Source organism: Streptomyces xantholiticus, from assembly GCF_014651015.1.
GTDB classification, from domain to species: Bacteria; Actinomycetota; Actinomycetes; order Streptomycetales; family Streptomycetaceae; genus Streptomyces; species Streptomyces xantholiticus.
The window spans coordinates 243198-261150 of sequence record NZ_BMWB01000008.1 but is presented as its reverse complement, the minus strand read 5'-3'; the positions used below and the strand labels follow the sequence as shown (position 1 = coordinate 261150).

The following is a 17953-nucleotide window of genomic DNA, read 5'->3' as shown; positions in this document are numbered from 1 at the left end:
GCGCCCGCTCGGACGGCGCCGGTTACTGATGCGCCGGCTCCGGAGGCGCCCGCTCGGACGGCGCCGGCTGCCGATGCGCCGGCTCCGGAGGCGCCCGCTCGGACGGCGCCGGTTACTGATGCGCCGGCTCCGGAGGCGCCCGCTCGGACGGCGCCGGCTGCCGATGCGCCGGCTCCGGAGGCGCCCGCTCGGACGGCGCCGGCTGCCGATGCGCCGGCTCCGGAGGCGCCCGACCCGAATACGCCCGATCCGGATGCCGTCGGCGGCCCCGCCTCCGAGAGCGGATCCCCACGACCCGAAACCACCCGGCCCGCGCCCGGGTCCGCCGACGGACCCGACGACGAGCCGAACCGACCCGCCGGAGGCGAGCCCGCGTGAACGACGCACTGGACGTCGCCCTCCGGCTCATCGTGGTGTTCGCCGTCTTCCTCGTCCTTCCCCTCGTCATCGGGCAGACGGAGCACAAGGTGATGGCCCATATGCAGGGCCGCCTCGGCCCGATGTACGCCGGTGGCTTCCACGGCTGGGCCCAGCTCGTCGCGGACGGTGTGAAGTTCGCGCAGAAGGAGGACGTGGTGCCGGCCGAGGCCGACCGCCGTGTCTTCCAGCTCGCTCCCGCCGTCGCGCTCCTTCCGTACCTCCTTGTCCTCGTCGCGATCCCGATCGGCCCGAGCGAAGGCGCGGTCGGTCAGGTCGTCGACGCCGGCATCTTCTTCGTGCTTGCCGTGATGGGTGTCGGTGTGCTCGGCTCGCTCATGGCGGGCTGGGCGTCGGCCAACAAGTTCTCCCTGCTCGGAGGTCTGCGCACCGCCGCCCAACTCCTCGCGTACGAACTGCCGATGCTGCTGACCGCCGCCTCCGTCGCCATGGCGGCCGGGACGGTCTCGCTGCCCGGCATCCTGAACGCCTTCGAGTGGTGGTGGCTGCCCTGGCAGATCGTGGGCGCCATCGTCTTCTTCGTCGCGGGTCTCGCCGAGTTGCAGCGCCCGCCGTTCGACATGCCGGTCGCCGACTCCGAGATCATCTTCGGCGCGTACACCGAGTACACGGGGCTGCGCTTCGCGCTGTTCCTCCTCGCCGAGTACGCGGGCATCGTCGTGCTGTGCGGCCTCACCACCGTCCTCTTCCTCGGCGGCTGGCACGGTCCGTTCGGCGCGGACGGCCTCGGCTGGGTGTGGACCCTGCTCAAGACCGCGGTGCTCGCGTTCATCGTCATCTGGGTGCGCGTGACCTACCCCCGGATGCGCGAGGACCAGTTGCAGAAACTCGCCTGGACCGTCCTCATCCCGCTCGCCCTCGCCCAGATCGCCCTCACCGGCATCGTCAAGGTGGTGATCTAGCCGTGTCCCCGATCCCCGGATCCGGTCTCGCCAAGGGCCTGGCCGTCACCCTGCGCACGATGACGAAGAAGACCGTCACCGCCCAGTACCCCGACGTCCAGCCCGAACTCCCTCCCCGCTCGCGCGGTGTGATCGGCCTGTTCGAGGAGAACTGCACGGTCTGCATGCTCTGCGCCCGCGAGTGCCCCGACTGGTGCATCTACATCGACTCCCACAAGGAGACCGTGCCGGCGACGACACCCGGTGGCCGCGAACGCAGCCGCAATGTCCTCGACCGGTTCGCCATCGACTTCTCCCTCTGCATGTACTGCGGTATCTGCATCGAGGTGTGTCCTTTCGACGCGCTGTTCTGGTCGCCCGAGTTCGAGTACGCGGAGACGGACATCCGTGACCTCACCCATGAGCGGGACAAGCTCCGTGACTGGATGTGGACGGTGCCTGCACCCCCGGCACTGGACCCGGGCGCGGAGGAACCGAAGGAGCTGGGCGCGGCCCGCAAGGCAGCCGACAAGCTGGCTGCCGCGCAGGAGGCGGAGAACACCCCGCCGGCCGGCGGCGGAGGCCCTGGGGACGAAGGCGGCCCGGCTTCGGGTCAGGGAGGTCCGGCATGACGCTCGCCGCAGCCGCGACGCACGGCTTCCTCTCCCCGACAGGGGTCGAGATCGCCTTCCTGCTCGTGGGCATCGCGACCCTCGGCGCGGCCCTCATCATGGTCACGACCAGGCAGCTGGTGCACGCCGCCCTCTGGCTGGTCGTGGCGCTCGGTGGCCTCGCCGTCGAGTACCTCCTGCTCACCGCGGAGTTCATCGCGTGGGTGCAGGTCCTGATCTACGTCGGTTCCGTGGTGGTCCTCCTTCTGTTCGGTCTGATGCTCACCAAGGCGCCCATCGGCCGCTCACCGGACGCCGATTCGGGTAACCGGTGGGTCGCCCTGGCAGTGGCGGTGGCGGCCGCGGCGTCCCTGGTGTGGGTCGTCGTCGACGCCTTCCGCACCACCTGGATCGACCTCGACGGACCGGCCCAGGGCTCCACCGAGGTGTCCGGCGAGATCCTCTTCCGGCACTGGGTGCTGCCGTTCGAGGCGCTCTCCGTGCTGCTGCTCGCCGCCCTGATCGGCGCGATCGTCCTGTCCCGCAGGGACAAGGAGGGACCGGCCCAGGGCCTGCCGGCCGACCGACCGGTCCGAGAGGGGAACAGCTGATGCACCTCGCCCATCCCGCGGTGCTCTCCGCGCTCCTCTTCAGCGTCGGGCTGTACGGGGTGCTCGCCCGCCGCAACGCGATCCTCGTCCTGATGTCCGTCGAGCTGATGCTCAACGCCGTCAACCTCAACCTGGTCGCCTTCGACGTCTGGCTGCGCGACACCCTGCACGCCGGCCAGGCACTGACCCTCTTCATCATCGCCATCGCCGCCGCGGAGATCGGCATCGGTCTGGCGATCGTCCTCATGGTGTACCGCAACCGCGGCAGCTCGGACGTCGACCGTCTCCGCGACACCGCGGAGGCGCACGGCCCTGACGATTCCGGCGCCGGCCACGACGGCGAGACACCCGCAGACCGCGAGGAGAAGGCCGAGGCCACCACGTGACCACCACGACCCTCGCCGTCCTCGTACCCCTCCTTCCCTTCCTCGGCGCCGTGGCCGGGCTGTTGCTCGGCCGCACCGCGCCCGGTTTCGTACGTCCGCTGGCCGTACTGCCGACGCTCGCCGCAGCCGTGCTCGCGGTCCTCGTCGCCCTGCGACAGGACGGCGGCAAGGCGATCGACGCCGCCACGCAGCTCACCCCGACGGGCTCGGTCCCGATCGACCTCGCCCTCCATCTCGACGGGTTCGCGGTCCTTGCGGCGATCCTGGTCGGGATCGTCGCTTCGTGTGTGCAGATCTACTCGACGGGCTATCTGCGCGACGACCCGCGCTACCCCTCGTATGCGGCACTGGTTTCGCTGTTCACCTCCGCCATGCTGCTCGTCGTCTACTCCGGCGACCTGATGGTGCTGCTGGTCGGCTGGGAGATCATGGGCATCTGCTCGTACTTCCTCGTCGGCCACTACTGGGAGACGCCCGAGGCGCGCGCCGCCTCCCTCAAGGCCTTCCTGGTCACCAAACTCGGCGATGTCCCCTTCCTGATCGGTCTGTTCGCACTCGCGGCCGACGCAGGCACCTTCCGGATCACCGGCATCCTCGGAGCCGTCGCCGCCGACGCCATCGAGCACCCCACCCTCATCGCACTGCTGCTCCTTGCCGGTGTGGCGGGCAAGTCGGCGCAGTTCCCGTTGCACACCTGGCTCCCCGACGCGATGGCGGGCCCCACCCCCGTCTCCGCGCTGATCCACGCCGCGACCATGGTCGCGGCCGGCATCTACTTCGTGGCCCGGCTCCTTCCGCTCTTCGCGGCCTCCGCGGCCGCCATGACCGTGCTCGCCGTGATGGCGGCCGTGACGATGGTGGGCTCGGCACTCGCCGCCCTCGCGCAGGACGACATCAAGCGGGTCCTCGCCTACTCGACCATCGGCCAACTCGGCTACATGTCCGGCGCCCTGGCCGTAGGTGACCGCGGTGCCGCTGTCTTCCACCTCCTGTCCCACGGTGCGTTCAAGGCGCTGCTCTTCCTCGCCGCCGGCGTGATCATCCACGCCGCAGGCACCAACTCGCTCGCCGCCATGTCCCGTATGAGCGGCCTCGCCAAGCGCGTGCCCGACGCGTACTGGACGATGACCGTCGCTCTGCTGGCGCTCGCCGCGATCCCTCCCTTCGCCGGCTTCTTCTCCAAGGAAGCCGTCCTCGTGGCCGCCGAACACGCCGCTCTCGGCGACTCGGCCGTCGCTCCCACGACGGCCGGCTGGTTCGTTCTCGTCGCCGGGCTGATGACCGCGCTGCTGACCGCCGCCTACGCGATCCGGCTATGGCTGCTGGCCTTCCGCGGCCGGGGCTCCGAAGCCCCGGACCACGGCCGCCAGCCGCTCTCCATGACCACCGTGCTGTGGGTCCTCGCCGTCCCCTCGCTCGCCTTCGGGCTGACCGCGGGTCGTCTGCCCCGGTGGTTCGACGGCCACGAGCTCACACCGACCCTCACCACAGCGGTCCTCGGCACCGGCGTCGCCCTCGTCGGCGGACTGATCACCTACGGAGCGTGGCGGCACTCCACCGCGGTTGCCGCCCGCCCTCCGATCGGCGCCGTCGCCGCCCACCCGGATGCCGAACCGGCCGTCTCCGAGGCGGAAGCCATCGCCGCCCACATCCCTGCCTACGGCGACATCGCGGCTGCTCCCGACCCTGCCGACCCCGCTCGGCTGCTGCTCGGCCCGCTCCATCGCCATGCGGCCGCGGGCTTCCACGTCGACGCGCTCTACACGGCGCTGTTCGTCCGCCCCGTCCGCGCGGGGGCCCAACTGGTCCGCTTCCTGGACCGCGAGGTCGTCGACACCTACGTACGCGGCTCCGGCACCGGCACGCGCTGGCTCGGCGCGGCCGTCCGGCGCGCCCAGACCGGCAACGTCCAGACCTACCTGAGCGCGCTGCTGGCCGGCTCAGTCGTCCTGGCGATCGCCGCCGTCGTCCTTTCCAACATCAACGCCGGATCGTGAGCCGTGATCGATATCAGCGCGTCCGTGATGCAGTTCCTTCTCGCGTTCGTCGTCCTCGGCCCGCTCGTCGGGGCCGCCGCCGCCCTGCTGCCCGCCCCGCCGGGGCTGCGCGGCGGCAGCCCCGACCAGGCGGTCCTGCGCCACGGCGTGACCGTGACCGGCACGATCCTGCTGGCCGCGGTGGTCCTCGCGATCGGCTTCGACCATGACCATCCGTCGAAGATGCAGGCCGCGACCGACATCAGCTGGATCCCGGCACTCGACGTGCGGATCCACCTCGGTGTCGACGGCATCTCGCTCCCCCTTCTGGTCCTTACGGCGCTGCTGACCTTCCTCTGCGCGCTCTACAGCTACTTCAACATGCCCGCGGGCCCGTCCCCGAAGGCATTCGTCGCTCTGCTTCTCGTCCTCGAGTCCGGCACCCTGGCGACGTTCGCGGTCCTCGACCTGCTGCTGTTCTTCCTGGCCTTCGAGATGGTGCTCATCCCGATGTACTTCCTCATCGCCCGCTGGGGCGGCGAGGCAAGGCAGCCCGCCGCCTGGAAGTTCATCCTCTACACACTGCTCGGTTCCGTGGTCATGCTGCTCGGCCTTCTGCTCATCGGGCTGAAGGCCGGCACATTCGACATGGTGGCACTCGCCACTGACAACGGCCGGGGACTGACCACATCCGTGCAGGTCATCGCCGTTCTGGCGATCGGTCTCGGCCTTGCGGTGAAGACGCCGATGTGGCCTCTGCACACCTGGCTGCCCGACGCCCACACCGCCGCACCGACCGTCGGCTCCGTCCTCCTCGCCGGTGTGCTGCTGAAGATGGGCACCTATGGATTCGTCCGTATCGTCCTGCCGGTCGCGCCCGACGGCATGAAGACCTTCGCTCCCTATCTGGCCGCCTTCGCCGTCGTCGGCATCATCTACGGTTCCCTCGCCTGCCTCGCCCTCGCACGGAGCGGGGCGGGCGGCGACCTGAAGCGTCTGATCGCCTACTCCTCGGTCGGTCACATGGGCTTCGTACTGCTCGGCATCGCGACGATGACGCCGACCGGCGTGAACGGCGCCCTCTTCGCGAACATCGCCCACGGTCTCATCACCGGCCTCCTCTTCTTCCTGGTCGGGGCAGTCAAGGACCGCTACGGCACCGCGGATCTGGACACCCTCGCGGGTGCCACCGGAGCAGCGCTGTACGGCCGCGCCCCTCGCCTCGGCGGCCTGCTCGCCTTCGCGGCGGTCGCCTCGCTCGGACTGCCGGGACTCGCAGGGTTCTGGGGCGAGATGCTCGCCCTGTTCGGAGCGTTCGACCCGGCCGACGGGCTCAGCCGGCCGGCGTTCCTCACCTTCATGGCGATCGGCGCCTTCGGCACCCTGCTCACGGCCGCATACCTGCTCGTCGTCGTGCGCCGTGTGTGCATGGGCGCCCGGCCGCAGGAAGCGCAGGACGAGCAGCGGGCCGAGCCGTTGGCCGACGTCCGTGCGTACGAGTTCGCCGCATGGACCCCACTCGTGGCCCTCACCGTCATCGCCGGGCTGTGGCCCGCGGTCCTCCTCGGCCTCACCGACCCGGCCGTGCAGCAGCTCCTCGCAGGAGGCAAGTCGTGACCGTGGCAGCCGAGAGCGTCACCAGTCTCGTCCAGTCCGTCGACTGGGCGGCGATCGCGCCGCCCACGATCGCCGCGATCGTCGCTCTGATCGTCCTGGTCGCCGACCTCTTCATCGACGCCCGGCGCAAGCCCCTTCTGGGGGCGGCCGCGATCACCGGCCTCGTCGCCTCGATCGTCGCGCTCGTCCCGCTGCGCAAGGGCGACCGTTCGACCTTCTGCTTGACCGACAACGCGGAGGCCTGCAGCTACACGGCCGACCACTTCACACTGGTGATCCAGTTCCTGGTGCTCGGCGGGGCGCTGTTGACCGCGCTGCTCTCCCTCACGGACACCCGGGAGAAGCTTCCGGCGGGCGAGTTCTGGTTCCTGCTGCTGTCGTCCGCCGCGGGTGCGGCGCTGCTGCCCGCCTCCCGCGACCTCGCCACCCTCGTCGTCGCCCTCGAAGTCGCCTCACTGCCCGCGTTCGCGCTGGTGGGCCTGAGGCGTGGCGACCGGCTCTCCAGCGAGGCCGCCCTCAAGTTCTTCCTCTCCTCCGTCACCGCGACGGCCGTGACGCTCCTCGGCGTCAGCTTCGTGTACGCCACGACGGGAACGCTGCACCTGACCCAGGTCGCCGCCGGCCTCGAGGACGTGCCCGGCCAGCTGGACACGCTCGCGAAGGCCGGCGTCGCGCTGACCCTCGTCGGCTTCGCCTTCAAGACTGCGGCGGTTCCCTTCCACTTCTGGGTGCCCGACACCTATGTGGGTGCGCCGCTGCCGATCGCGGGCTACCTCTCCGTCGTCGGCAAGGCCGTCGGATTCACCGGCCTCATCCTGGTGAGCGTCGTCGCCTTCCCCGGGTACGCCGACATCTGGGGCCCGGCACTCGCGGTTCTCGCCGCCCTCACCATGACCGCCGGCAACGTCGCCGCGCTGCGCCAGTCCGCGAACCGCGCGTGGAGCGCGGTGCGCCTGCTGGCCTGGTCCTCCGTGGCCCAGGCCGGATATCTGCTGGTGCCGATCGCGGCCGCCGCCTACTCGAGCGACGACCAGATCGGTGCCACCGTCGCGTACGCCCTGATGTACGCCGTGGTGAACCTGGGCGCGTTCGCGGTGGCCGCCGTCGTCGGCCGTACCCGTCCGCTCAACCGGATCTCCGACTACCGCGGCCTGTACGCCACCCGCCCGCTCACCGCCCTGGCCATGGGCTTCTTCCTGCTCTGTCTCGCGGGACTGCCGCCGGGCATCGTCGGTCTCTTCGCCAAGGTGACGGTGTTCTCCGCCGCTGTGGACGCGGGCCTCGGGTGGTTGGCGGTCGTCATGGGCGTCAACGTCGTGATCGCCCTCTACTACTACCTGCAGTGGACGGCGATCCTCTTCCGCGCCCCGCACGAGGTGGAAGCCGGTGAGCCCGCCCGGAAGCGGACCCCCGCCTCGGTCACCGCCGCCGTGGTCCTGACGGCCGTCGCCGGAGTCGTCCTTTCCGGCTACCCCCAGCTGGTTCTGCGCTTCGCCGCGAACAGCCTGTTCTGAGCCGCTCGCCCGGGGATTCCAGGGGCCGTTCGGACGCCTCACCCGAACGGTCGAGCCCGGGGCGTGTGCATGCAAGGGAACCAGCGTCCTTCGCCTGGCGTTGACCAGTACAGAAGGGTCCACTGGAGAGTGGAGAGCCACCACGCGAAGGGTCCCCTGCCGCACCACCTGGAGGGCGTACCGTGCACCGCCGGCACAACGGGCTGAAGACCGCCGTACTCCTCGGGGGACTGTCCGCACTGATCCTCGTCATCGGCAGCTTCTTCGGCCGGACGGGGCTGCTCGTCGCGCTCGTCGTGGCGCTGGGCACCAACGCCTACGCCTACTGGAACAGCGACAAGCTCGCGCTACGCGCCATGCGTGCCCGCCCCGTCAGTGAGTTCGAGGCACCCGCGCTCTACCGCATGGTCCGCGAACTCTCCACGGCAGCCCGCCAGCCCATGCCGCGCCTCTACATCTCGCCGACCCAGGCACCGAACGCGTTCGCAACCGGCCGCAACCCGCGCAACGCTGCCGTCTGCTGCACCGAGGGGATCCTGCGCATCCTCGACGAGCGTGAGCTGCGGGGCGTCATCGGTCACGAGCTGAGCCACGTCTACAACCGCGACATCCTCATCTCCTCGGTCGCCGGAGCCCTCGCCTCCGTGGTGATGTTCCTGGTGAACTTCGCCTGGCTGATTCCCGTCGGACGCTCCGACGACGACGAGGGCCCGGGCCTTGTCGGCATGTTGCTGATCATGCTGCTCGGCCCGTTGGCGGCGTCCGTGATCCAGCTCGCCGTCAGCCGCTCCCGGGAGTTCGAGGCGGACGCGTCGGGTTCCCAGCTCACCGGCGACCCGCTGGCGCTCGCGAGCGCTCTTCGCAAGCTGGACGCCGGCACGAAGCAGCTTCCGCTGCCGCCGGAGCCGCGGCTCGAGACGGCGAGCCACATGATGATCGCCAACCCGTTCGGCCCCGGCCGGGGACTCTCCAGGATGTTCTCGACCCACCCGCCCATGGCGGAACGAATCGCCCGACTCGAACAGATGGCAGGTCCCCGCCCGTGAAGACAATTCTGAACGTCATATGGCTGGTACTGAGCGGCTTCTGGCTGTTTCTCGGGTACCTGTTGGCGGGAGTGATCCTCTGCATCACCGTCATCGGCATCCCGTTCGGCCTGGCGGCGTTCAGGATCGGCGTCTACGCCCTATGGCCCTTCGGCTACACGACCGTGGAACGCCGTGACTCCGGTGCGCCCTCGCTGGTGGGCAACGTCCTGTGGGTTGTCCTGGCCGGCTGGTGGCTCGCCCTGGGCCACATCGTCACGGGCATCGCCCTCTGCTTCACGATCATCGGAATCCCCTTCGGTGTCGCCAACTTCAAGCTGATACCGGTGTCCCTGATGCCACTGGGCAGGGAGATCGTCCGCACCGATCAGCCGTTCGCCGCGCGCTGACGGAGTCACCGGCGCATCCCGCCTACGCCGTGGTCGCCGAGCCGGGCGGTGTGCGGCGGCCCGGCGACCGGACCCGATGCCGGTCAACCGATGACGGTCAGCGGTGGCGGCGACGGATCCGGGCCGCGTACACCGCCGCGCCCAGTGCGAGCACGGCCGCACCGGTGAGCACGGACGACAGCGGCAGCGAGAACGCCAGAGCCAGGCACCCCACCACCCCGAAGCCGGCCGTCACCTTGACGGTCCGCGACACCCGAACGGGTGCATCGCCCCGCGGTCCGGAACTCAGCGTCCAGGCCGAAGCGTTGGCGATCGTGTAGTAGACGAGCACTCCGAACGACGAGAAGCCGATCGCCCCGCGCAGGTCCACGGTCGCCGCCACCACCGCGACAACGGCCCCCACAGCGATCTCCGCACGGTGCGGCACCTGGAACCGCGGATGGACGGCGGCCAGGGCTCCGGGCAGATGGCCGTCACGGGCCATCGCCAGCGTCGTCCTCGACACGCCGAGAATCAGCGCGAGCAGAGACCCGAGCGCCGCCACGGCGGCCCCGACACGAACCACCGGCACCAGCCAGGACGCCCCGGCGACCCGCACGGCATCGGCGAGCGGGGCCGTCGCCTCCCCCAGCGCCCCGGCGCCCAGTACGGAAAGGACCGCGACAGCGACACACGCATAGACGACCAGCGCGAGGCCCAACGCCAGTGGTACGGCACGCGGGATCGTCCGGGCCGGATCACGCACCTCCTCGCCCAGCGTGGTGATCCGCGCGTACCCGGCGAAGGCGAAGAACAGCAGCGCCGCGGCCTGCAGCACACCGGCCGCGGACGCGTCGCCGGCCGGCTCCAGCCGCCCCAACTCCGCAGAACCACTACCGAGCAGCACCACCACGACCGCGGCGAGCACCGCCAGCACCACCGAGACGATCAGCCGCGTCAGAAAGGCGGACTTCTGAACACCCCCGTAGTTCACGGCAGTCAGCGCGACCACAGCGGCGACCGCCACCGCATGCGCCTGCTCCGGCCAGGCGTACGCGCCGATGGTCAGAGCCATCGCCGCGCAAGAAGCCGTCTTCCCGACGACGAACGCCCACCCGGCCAGGTACCCCCAGAACTCGCCCAGCCGCTCCCGCCCGTACACATAGGTGCCGCCCGATGCGGGGTACACGGCGGCGAGACGCGCCGACGACATGGCGTTGCAGTAGGCCACCACCGCGGCCAGCGCCAGTCCGAGCAGCAGGCCCGACCCGGCTGCCCGCGCCGCCGGCGCCAGTGCGGCGAAGATGCCCGCGCCGAGCATCGACCCCAAACCGATCACCACCGCGTCGAAGACGCCGAGCGACCGTCGTAGCTCCTGTGTCATACGCCGAACCCTAGTGATCACCGCAACCGCGCCCAGGCCGGGTGGCGTCTTCACCGACAACACTGCACGAAAGGCAGGTTCACTGGCATGACCATCGTCGGCTGGATCGTTCTCGGGCTGCTCGCCGGAGCCATAGCCAAGATCCTGCTGCCGGGGCGCGACCCGGGCGGCCTGATCGGCACCACCCTCATCGGCGTCGCCGGAGCGTTCATCGGCGGCTGGATATCCGCCCGTTATCTGGACCGCGAGATCGCCAACCAGTTCTACGACGGCCCCACCTGGGTCGCGGCCATCGGCGGCGCGCTCGTCCTCCTGATCGTCTACCGGCTGCTGTTCGGCCACTCACGCTCGCGCTGAAGATGCCCGCGGACCCGAGGAGCCGACCGGGACGGTTCAGCCCGCCAGTCCGGTCTCCCGCAGCGTGATGTTCAGCCGGCCGGCGCTCATCCCGGTCGCGGGGTCGGCCGTACCGGGAAGCACCTTCGGCACACCGTGGTACGCGAAGCGGGAGGCGCCGCCGAAGACGAACAGGTCACCCGACGCCAGTTCCACGTCCGTGTAGGGCCGTCCCCGTGTCTCGGTGTTCCCGAACCGGAACACACACGAGTCGCCGATGCTCAAGGAGACGACCGGCGCCGCCGACCGCTCCTCCTTGTCCTGGTGCATCCCCATCCGGGCCGTGCCGTCATAGAAGTTGATCAGCGCGGTGTCGGGGGAGTAGCCCTGATGCTCCCCGTACGCCTCGACCAGTGCCTCGCGCCCCAATTCCGTCAGCCACTGGGGGAATTCGGCGACCGGCGCGCCGTTCACATCGTCCGCCGTCCGTGAGTATCTGTACGGCTGCCAGTGCCAGCCGACGCACACCGTCTGCACCGACATCACTCCGCCGCCGGGCAGCACGGTGTGCCGGATCGGCACCGGCCCGCGTGCCCACTCACGGCAGGCGTCCACCAGCTCCCGCTGGCGCTCGACCGGCAGCCAGCCGGGCACGTGCACCGCCCCCGGGGCGACGACGTTCCTGTCCCGTGGGAAGAGCGCTCCGCTCATGAGGCCGCTCCGCTCACGGCGCCGACGCCCCCTCCAGCCCGAGGAGCCTGGCCTTGGACGCCAGACCGGCGGCGTACCCGCGCAGGGCGCCGTCCGAGCCGATCACCCGGTGACACGGCCGCACGACGAGCAGCGGATTGCGCCCAATGGCCGTCCCCACGGCCCGCACGCCCACCGCAGAGGTGCCGACCGCCTCGGCGATCTCCTTGTACGTGGTCGTCCGCCCGTAGGGGACGTCCTCGAGCGCCTTCCAGACGCGGCGCTGGAAGGGGGTCCCGGCATCGGCGTACTGGATGTCGAATCGGGTCAGCCGTCCCGCGAAGTAGGACGACAGCTGGCGTCCGATCTCCTGGAAGGCCGGGGGATCACGGCGCCAGCCGTCCAGTACGACTGCGCCGCCCTTCTGCCCGGGCAGCGAGAGGGAGGCCAGCGCCGTACCACCCGTAGCCGTCGCCGATGCCCGGCCGACCAGCAGCAGCTCGCCGAGCGGGCTGTCGACGACCTCGTACACACTCGTCATGGCTCAGGAGCTCCTTGTCCGGTCCCGGGGCCTTCGTCCGCCCCGCTCCTTCGAGTCTGCGACTGCGGCCCTGCCGGCGCTGGCGGATTTCGGACGTCACCCCCGGTCCGCCGGGCCGGTACCGCGACGACTGCCCACCCCGGCGGCACGGGACGGGGGCGGAGCGGACCAGCCGCTCCGCCCCCGGTCGCCCCCGGCGCGCCCGCAGACGTCAGCGGTAGTTCACGAACTGCAGTGCGAAGTCGAAGTCCTGTCCCTTGAGCAGCGCCTGCACGGCCTGCAGGTCGTCCCGGCTCTTGGAGCTGACCCGCAGCTCCTCGCCCTGGACCTGGGCCTTGACGCCCTTCGGACCCTCGTCACGGATGATCTTCGCGACCTTCTTGGCGTTCTCCTGCGAGATGCCCTCCTCGATCGAGGCGAAGATCTTGTACTCCTTGCCGGAGAGCTGCGGCTCACCGGCGTCCAGCGCCTTCAACGAGATGCCGCGCTTCACGAGCTTGGTCTGAAAGACGTCCAGGATCGCGTTGACGCGGTCCTCGGAGTTCGCCTGCATCAGGATCTTCTCGCCGGACCAGGAGATCGAGGCACCGACGTTCTTGAAGTCGTAGCGCTGCGAGATCTCCTTGGCGGCCTGGTTGAGGGCGTTGTCGACCTCCTGCCGCTCGACCTTCGAGACGATGTCGAAACTGGAGTCGGCCATGTCCTGTGGCTCCTTGTATCGGGTGCGTGGAGGCGCGGCCCGGATCACCGAGCCGCTCGGCCAAGCCTAGCCACCCCCGCCCGCCCGGGGTGCTGATCAATCCGGTGGCGAAGCACCCCTGCACATCAGGTATCGTTTACGTCGTTGCCACGGAGCACCGCCCACAGCGGTCTCTCCCCAGGCGACATCCCATGGCGGTGTGCCCGAGTGGCCAATGGGAGCGGACTGTAAATCCGTCGGCTTAGCCTACCCAGGTTCGAATCCTGGCGCCGCCACGCGATGAGATGGCCCCTGATCTGCGGAAACGCAGGCCAGGGGGCCATCGTCGTACCCAGCGGGACTCCCTCAGTCGGCCAGGCGGAAAGCGAGCTGGATCTCCCACTTCGACATGTCCGGCTGCACCCGCGGGTCGGTCAGATACGACTCGGTCCGGCAGGTCCAGTGCTCGACGCCGTCGACCATGGTCATGTCCCATTCCAGCCCCTCCCGCGCCGCCCACTCGCGCATCGCGGCGACGACGCCGAAGAGCTGGTCGGGGTGGCCGCTGTGGGTGACCGTCGCGTAGCGGCCGGGTGGGAGGACGGCAACGCCGATGTCGCCCTCGGGCTCCGGGGCCGCCGCGACGGGCACGCCGGCCTCGACCACCGACTCGCCGTCCATGTCGACGGTGTTGTAGCGGAAGAACGGTGCTCCCGCGAACTCCGTTCCGTTGCCCGCAAGCCAGTTGACGAGTTCGGGCAGCCGGTCGGCGATCACGGCGAACGCGTTCATCCGGACCGAGCCCCGGATGTACGCGTAGAGCTGCTCGTCGCGCTCCACGACCACCGGCCGGATTTCCTCTGTGTGATTGCTCATGAACTCAAGACCCCACGTGCGAACGGGATTCCTCGACGAGGCATCGACCGGTCTCCCCGGACGAGGCCGGCGGTAGCCGGCGGCGTCAGTTCCCCGCGATGTCCTTCACCGCGACGGTGACCGGTGTCGAACCGCTGATCAGCTCCAGCGTCAGCCCTGCCGTGGCCGGTGTCTCCACGATCTCCGCGAGCACCGCCGCCACGTCGTCCCGGGGCACCGGCCCGCGTCCCGTCGAGACCTCCAGCCGCACAAGGCCGTTGCCCGCGTCGTCGGTGAGGATGCCGGGTCGCAGGATCGTCCACTCCAGGCCGGTGCGGGACCGTACGTAGTCGTCCGCCGCACCCTTCGCCCGCAGGTAGGCGTCGAAGACCTCGTCGCCCTGGTGCTCGGCGTCGGCGCCCATCGACGAGACCACGATGTACCGCCGCACGCCCGCCCGTTCGGCCGCGTCGGCGAAGAGCACGGCCGCGGCGCGGTCGACCGTGTCCTTGCGTTCGGCGCCGCTGCCGGGTCCCGCCCCCGCGGCGAACACCGCGGCCCCCGCTCCTTGCAGCACGGCCGCGACCCCTTCCACCGAAGCCGATTCCAGGTCCAGGAGCACCGGCTCGGCGCCCGCTGCCCGCAGGTCGTCACCCTGCTTCGGATTGCGGATGATGCCCGCGACCTCGTGCCCGGCCGCGGAGAGCAGCCGCTCCAGACGGCGGGCGATCCGACCGTGTCCTCCAGCGATGACAATGCGCATGCCTACGACGTTACGTCCGAAGCCCCGACCGTGCGCAGGGGACAGGAACGCAGAGGGCCGGGACCGCTCCTGCCGGCAACCGCCCGCCCTCAGGGCCCCGGGTCCGGCCGCCCCTGCCGCGGCAGTTCGAAGGCAGCCGTCGCCGCAGAGTCGCAGTACTCGCGCACCGCGCTCGTACGGGCCACCACACGACCCTGGTGGATGACGATCCGGCTGTACGCGAGCGACAGCACGCCCGAGATCCGTTCCCCGCGCACCGCGAGCAACTCCGCGGGGAAGCCGGCCTCGACCCGTACCTCCGGCAGCCCCATCACCTCGCGGGCGGTGCCGGCCACGCACCCGTACGCGTCCGAGGGCCGCATACCGGCCTGGGACGACAGGAGATACGCCGCCTCCAGCGGATCCCCGCGCCCGACCGGATTGCTCACGTCCCGCAGCGCCCCGCTGCCCGCCGCGACCCGCACGCCTGCTGCCCGCAGCAGCCGTACCGGCGCGTTGCCGCGCTGCTCCACGCCGGGGCAGCCACCCTGGGGCAGCGAGACGACGGTGACCCCCGCAGCAGCGAGCCGGTCGGCCGTCCGGGAGGCGATGTCCCTCGGCAGCCGGGCGAGACCGGCGCAGGGCCCGACGGTCACGCCGGGCCGCAGCCCCCCGGCCATGGCGGCGAGCCGCGCGAGCCGTGCCGGGTCGTCCCCATGGGTGTGGAGGTCGACGGGGCAGCCGTACTCGGCGGCCATCTCCAGCACCGCCTCCACGTATCCCGTGGGGTCGGGGTCCGCGTCGGGGCAGCCGCCCACCACGCCGGCACCCATCTTCAACGCGTCCCGGAGGATGGCCAGGCCGTCGGCGCCGGCGACACCCGTCAGCAGCCTGGGCACCGCGACGGTGGTCAGGTCGGCGAGCCCGCGCAGCGAGTGCCGCGCCTGGAGCACCGCCTCGAGCGGGCCGAGTCCCTGTACGTCACCGATCCGCACGTGCGAGCGCAGCGCCGTCGCCCCGTGCCCGAGCTGGAGCAGCGCGGCTTCGGTGGCACGCCGCTGGACGTCCTCCGTGTCGTAGGAGACGGGTCCGGGGGTCTCCGCGCTGAGCGCCGTGTCGCTGTGCAGGTGCGGTTCCGCTGGGGCGGGCAGCAGCAGGAAGCCCGTCAGGTCGACCCGGGAGGAGTGCGGCGGGAGGGAGCCCGCGGTGCCGACCGCCTCGATGCGGCCGCCGCTGAGCCGTACGTCGACGGTGCGGCCGTCCGTGAGCCTCGCACCGCAGAGCAGCAGCGCGGCGGTGTCCGCGGGGGCGCCGCCGGGGGGCTGCGGCTGGCTGTCGGGCATCGCGCTCCTGAGTGGGGCGGTCGGACTCGGGCGGCTTTCCCCACTGCCCGGGCGGTGGGGAGCCGTGGCGTGGGAGCCGGAGGGGATCACACAGCGTGCGTCGAGCCTAGGGGCGCTCGCGGTGCGCTTCGAGGAGGAGCGCAATAGTCGTACCGGTGCGGTCGCAAGTGACGTACGAGACGGGCGGGGTGCCGCCGGTGCAGTGCGTGTGACGTGCGCGGGACTCCCGGATGACGGGCGGACGGCCACCGGAGAGCGGGACGTGCCCACGGGCCGGAAGGGGGCCGGCCGGGCGCAGCGAAACGGATTTGGGCGAACGGCGGCGGACCGTGTAATGTCTTCATCGCTCGCCCCAATAGCTCAGTCGGCAGAGCGTCTCCATGGTAAGGAGAAGGTCTACGGTTCGATTCCGTATTGGGGCTCTGATGTAGGTGACCTTGCCTTCGGGCGAGGGAAACCGACATCGCAGCGGTGTAGCTCAGTCGGTAGAGCAAGCGGCTCATAATCGCTGTGTCACCGGTTCAAGTCCGGTCACCGCTACACACAGTAGCCGATTGTGGGGTCGGTCCTCCGGTCGGCTACTCTTTTATGCGCCCCCATTGCCATCCGGCGTGGGGGGCTTCATCCGTCCATAGTCCGTCCAAGGAGCACTCACGTGGCTGCCACCGACGTCCGCCCGAAGATCACGCTGGCCTGCGTGGAGTGCAAGGAGCGGAACTACATCACCAAGAAGAACCGGCGTAACAACCCGGACCGTCTTGAGATGAAGAAGCACTGCCCGCGCTGCAACTCGCACACGGCGCACCGCGAAACTCGCTGAATCAGGCTCGTATACGAGGCCGTCCCCGCTGGGGGCGGCCTCGTGTCGTTTGTCGCGGGCCGTCGATCAGGTCGCCCCGCCGGCATGCACGTTGTGATCAATATCAGGAGGGAGCCAGTTCATGGCGCTCGACCAGTCGTTCGTGGGGCGGACCTATCCGCCCACCGCGCCGTACGAGGTGGGCCGGGAGAAGATCCGAGAGTTCGCCGCGGCGGTGGGGGACGCGAATCCCGCCTACACGGACCGGGAGGCGGCCCGTGCTTTCGGTCACTCCGACGTGATCGCTCCTTTGACCTTCGCCTTCGCGATCACGTTCAAGGCCGCCGAGCAGGTCGTCCAGGACCCGCAGTTGGGGCTGGACTACAGCCGCGTGGTGCACGGCGACCAGAAGTTCGCCTACCGGCGGCCGGTGCGGGCGGGCGACCGGCTGACGGTCACCTCCACGATCGAGACCGTCAAGTCCCTCGCGGGCAACGACATCCTGGACATCCGCGGTGATGTCCACGACGAGAGCGGTGAACTGGTCGTGACCGCGTGGACGAAGCTGGTGGCCCGCGCCGCCGAGGAGGCGTGATGACAGCGAAGATCTCTTACGTGGACGTCGAGGTCGGCACCGAACTCCCGGCGCAGAACTTCACCGTGACGCGCGCCACGCTGGTGCGGTACGCGGGCGCGTCCGGTGACTTCAACCCGATCCACTGGAACGAGAAGTTCGCCACCGAGGTCGGGCTGCCGGACGTCATCGCACACGGCATGTTCACCATGGCTGAGGCTGCCCGGGTCGTGACCGACTGGGTGGGCGACCCGGGTGCGGTCGTCGAGTACGGGGTGCGCTTCACCAAGCCCGTCGTCGTCCCCAACGACGACAAGGGTGCGTTGATCGAGGTGAGCGGCAAGGTCGCGGCGAAGCTGGACGACAACCGGGTCCGCGTGGACCTCGTCGCGACCAGCGGTGGCCAGAAGGTGCTGGGCATGTCGCGCGCGGTGGTTCAGCTCGCCTGACGGGCGCGAGGAACGGCAAGGGGCGCTCGTGCATGCAGGGAGGGCGCCCCCTTACCGCGGCCGGACCGGTTCCGCTCGCCGGCCCCTTGACTTGATTAGTGATTGGCCAATAA

20 protein-coding genes and 3 tRNA genes are annotated in these 17953 nt (G+C 70.4%); 16 read left to right on the top strand and 7 right to left on the bottom strand.

The annotated features are described in order from the left end of the window. Positions 1-374: 374 nt before the first annotated feature. The 9 genes from IE198_RS15840 (at position 375) to IE198_RS15800 (ending at position 9469) form a co-directional block, all read left to right on the top strand. Positions 375-1340, top strand: coding sequence for a complex I subunit 1/NuoH family protein (locus IE198_RS15840; protein ID WP_189886935.1), 966 nt, complete (start codon positions 375-377; stop codon positions 1338-1340). Between the two features lie 2 nt (positions 1341-1342). Further along, complete coding sequence (locus tag IE198_RS15835) at positions 1343-1951, top strand: NuoI/complex I 23 kDa subunit family protein (RefSeq protein WP_189886932.1); 609 nt, start codon at positions 1343-1345, stop codon at positions 1949-1951. Next, positions 1948-2541, top strand: a complete 594-nt coding sequence (locus IE198_RS15830) for an NADH-quinone oxidoreductase subunit J family protein (protein ID WP_189886931.1) — start codon at positions 1948-1950, stop codon at positions 2539-2541. The genes IE198_RS15835 and IE198_RS15830 overlap by 4 nt, the downstream gene beginning before the upstream one ends. Next, a complete protein-coding gene (gene nuoK, locus IE198_RS15825) occupies positions 2541-2927 on the top strand; it encodes an NADH-quinone oxidoreductase subunit NuoK (protein WP_189886929.1) in 387 nt (128 codons plus the stop codon). The genes IE198_RS15830 and nuoK overlap by 1 nt, the downstream gene beginning before the upstream one ends. After that, positions 2924-4924, top strand: coding sequence for an NADH-quinone oxidoreductase subunit 5 family protein (locus tag IE198_RS15820; protein ID WP_189886927.1), 2001 nt, complete (start codon positions 2924-2926; stop codon positions 4922-4924). Before nuoK ends, IE198_RS15820 begins: the two co-directional genes overlap by 4 nt. 27 nt (positions 4925-4951) lie before the next feature. Then, a complete protein-coding gene (locus IE198_RS15815; RefSeq protein ID WP_189886965.1) occupies positions 4952-6520 on the top strand; it encodes an NADH-quinone oxidoreductase subunit M in 1569 nt (522 codons plus the stop codon). Then, entirely contained in the window at positions 6517-8034 is a 1518-nt protein-coding gene (locus tag IE198_RS15810; RefSeq protein ID WP_229833972.1) for an NADH-quinone oxidoreductase subunit N, read from the top strand. Before IE198_RS15815 ends, IE198_RS15810 begins: the two co-directional genes overlap by 4 nt. 182 nt (positions 8035-8216) lie before the next feature. Next, the gene (gene htpX / locus IE198_RS15805; RefSeq protein WP_189886923.1) at positions 8217-9080 is read left to right on the top strand and encodes a zinc metalloprotease HtpX; all 864 of its coding nucleotides are present in this window, start codon (positions 8217-8219) and stop codon (positions 9078-9080) included. Next, a complete protein-coding gene (locus tag IE198_RS15800) occupies positions 9077-9469 on the top strand; it encodes a YccF domain-containing protein (protein ID WP_189886920.1) in 393 nt (130 codons plus the stop codon). The genes htpX and IE198_RS15800 overlap by 4 nt, the downstream gene beginning before the upstream one ends. A 97-nt stretch (positions 9470-9566) precedes the next feature. On the opposite strand, the gene IE198_RS15795 is transcribed toward IE198_RS15800, so the two are convergent. After that, entirely contained in the window at positions 9567-10832 is a 1266-nt protein-coding gene (locus tag IE198_RS15795; protein WP_189886918.1) for an APC family permease, read from the bottom strand. Between the two features lie 87 nt (positions 10833-10919). Between IE198_RS15795 and IE198_RS15790 the strand changes: the two genes are divergently transcribed. Further along, positions 10920-11189, top strand: coding sequence for a GlsB/YeaQ/YmgE family stress response membrane protein (locus tag IE198_RS15790; protein ID WP_189886916.1), 270 nt, complete (start codon positions 10920-10922; stop codon positions 11187-11189). 36 nt (positions 11190-11225) lie between these two features. On the opposite strand, the gene IE198_RS15785 is transcribed toward IE198_RS15790, so the two are convergent. From IE198_RS15785 to IE198_RS15775, 3 genes are all read right to left on the bottom strand, one after another. Next, positions 11226-11879: an alpha-ketoglutarate-dependent dioxygenase AlkB family protein gene (locus tag IE198_RS15785; protein WP_189886914.1), complete on the bottom strand. Its 654-nt coding sequence runs from the start codon at positions 11877-11879 to the stop codon at positions 11226-11228. A 13-nt stretch (positions 11880-11892) separates the two neighbouring features. Next, positions 11893-12399: a methylated-DNA--[protein]-cysteine S-methyltransferase gene (locus tag IE198_RS15780; RefSeq protein WP_189886912.1), complete on the bottom strand. Its 507-nt coding sequence runs from the start codon at positions 12397-12399 to the stop codon at positions 11893-11895. 211 nt (positions 12400-12610) lie between these two features. Continuing rightward, complete coding sequence (locus IE198_RS15775; protein WP_189886911.1) at positions 12611-13099, bottom strand: YajQ family cyclic di-GMP-binding protein; 489 nt, start codon at positions 13097-13099, stop codon at positions 12611-12613. A 193-nt stretch (positions 13100-13292) separates the two neighbouring features. Between IE198_RS15775 and IE198_RS15770 the strand changes: the two genes are divergently transcribed. After that, a tRNA-Tyr gene (locus IE198_RS15770) sits at positions 13293-13374 on the top strand. A 70-nt stretch (positions 13375-13444) separates the two neighbouring features. On the opposite strand, the gene IE198_RS15765 is transcribed toward IE198_RS15770, so the two are convergent. The 3 genes from IE198_RS15765 to IE198_RS15755 form a co-directional block, all read right to left on the bottom strand. Next, entirely contained in the window at positions 13445-13954 is a 510-nt protein-coding gene (locus tag IE198_RS15765) for a GyrI-like domain-containing protein (RefSeq protein ID WP_189886909.1), read from the bottom strand. A gap of 85 nt (positions 13955-14039) precedes the next feature. Continuing rightward, positions 14040-14696: an SDR family oxidoreductase gene (locus IE198_RS15760; protein WP_189886907.1), complete on the bottom strand. Its 657-nt coding sequence runs from the start codon at positions 14694-14696 to the stop codon at positions 14040-14042. A gap of 89 nt (positions 14697-14785) precedes the next feature. After that, positions 14786-16018 (bottom strand): amidohydrolase family protein, encoded by a 1233-nt coding sequence (locus IE198_RS15755; protein WP_189886905.1) that lies wholly within the window; start codon positions 16016-16018, stop codon positions 14786-14788. A gap of 349 nt (positions 16019-16367) precedes the next feature. Here IE198_RS15755 and IE198_RS15750 point away from each other — a divergent pair. The 5 genes from IE198_RS15750 (at position 16368) to IE198_RS15730 (ending at position 17840) form a co-directional block, all read left to right on the top strand. Then, positions 16368-16440, top strand: a tRNA-Thr gene (locus IE198_RS15750). Positions 16441-16485: 45 nt separating this feature from the next. Further along, positions 16486-16558 (top strand) — tRNA-Met (locus tag IE198_RS15745). A 115-nt stretch (positions 16559-16673) separates the two neighbouring features. Beyond that, positions 16674-16838, top strand: coding sequence for a 50S ribosomal protein L33 (rpmG, locus tag IE198_RS15740; protein WP_003956487.1), 165 nt, complete (start codon positions 16674-16676; stop codon positions 16836-16838). A gap of 121 nt (positions 16839-16959) precedes the next feature. Continuing rightward, positions 16960-17412 (top strand): MaoC family dehydratase N-terminal domain-containing protein, encoded by a 453-nt coding sequence (locus IE198_RS15735; RefSeq protein WP_189886903.1) that lies wholly within the window; start codon positions 16960-16962, stop codon positions 17410-17412. After that, entirely contained in the window at positions 17412-17840 is a 429-nt protein-coding gene (locus tag IE198_RS15730) for a MaoC family dehydratase (protein WP_189886901.1), read from the top strand. Before IE198_RS15735 ends, IE198_RS15730 begins: the two co-directional genes overlap by 1 nt. The last annotated feature ends 113 nt before the right edge of the window (positions 17841-17953 follow it).

Excerpts from the sequence above, each read along its gene's own strand:
- IE198_RS15830 (WP_189886931.1), top strand. The coding sequence starts at position 1,948 with ATGACGCTCGCCGCAGCCGCGACGCACGGCTTCCTCTCCCCGACAGGG.
- nuoK (WP_189886929.1), top strand. The coding sequence starts at position 2,541 with ATGCACCTCGCCCATCCCGCGGTGCTCTCCGCGCTCCTCTTCAGCGTC.
- IE198_RS15815 (WP_189886965.1), top strand. The coding sequence starts at position 4,952 with ATGCAGTTCCTTCTCGCGTTCGTCGTCCTCGGCCCGCTCGTCGGGGCC.
- IE198_RS15795 (WP_189886918.1), bottom strand. The coding sequence starts at position 10,832 with ATGACACAGGAGCTACGACGGTCGCTCGGCGTCTTCGACGCGGTGGTG.
- IE198_RS15790 (WP_189886916.1), top strand. The coding sequence starts at position 10,920 with ATGACCATCGTCGGCTGGATCGTTCTCGGGCTGCTCGCCGGAGCCATA.
- IE198_RS15785 (WP_189886914.1), bottom strand. The coding sequence starts at position 11,879 with ATGAGCGGAGCGCTCTTCCCACGGGACAGGAACGTCGTCGCCCCGGGG.
- IE198_RS15780 (WP_189886912.1), bottom strand. The coding sequence starts at position 12,399 with ATGACGAGTGTGTACGAGGTCGTCGACAGCCCGCTCGGCGAGCTGCTG.
- IE198_RS15775 (WP_189886911.1), bottom strand. The coding sequence starts at position 13,099 with ATGGCCGACTCCAGTTTCGACATCGTCTCGAAGGTCGAGCGGCAGGAG.
- IE198_RS15765 (WP_189886909.1), bottom strand. The coding sequence starts at position 13,954 with ATGAGCAATCACACAGAGGAAATCCGGCCGGTGGTCGTGGAGCGCGAC.
- IE198_RS15760 (WP_189886907.1), bottom strand. The coding sequence starts at position 14,696 with ATGCGCATTGTCATCGCTGGAGGACACGGTCGGATCGCCCGCCGTCTG.
- IE198_RS15755 (WP_189886905.1), bottom strand. The coding sequence starts at position 16,018 with ATGCCCGACAGCCAGCCGCAGCCCCCCGGCGGCGCCCCCGCGGACACC.
- IE198_RS15735 (WP_189886903.1), top strand. The coding sequence starts at position 16,960 with ATGGCGCTCGACCAGTCGTTCGTGGGGCGGACCTATCCGCCCACCGCG.
- IE198_RS15730 (WP_189886901.1), top strand. The coding sequence starts at position 17,412 with ATGACAGCGAAGATCTCTTACGTGGACGTCGAGGTCGGCACCGAACTC.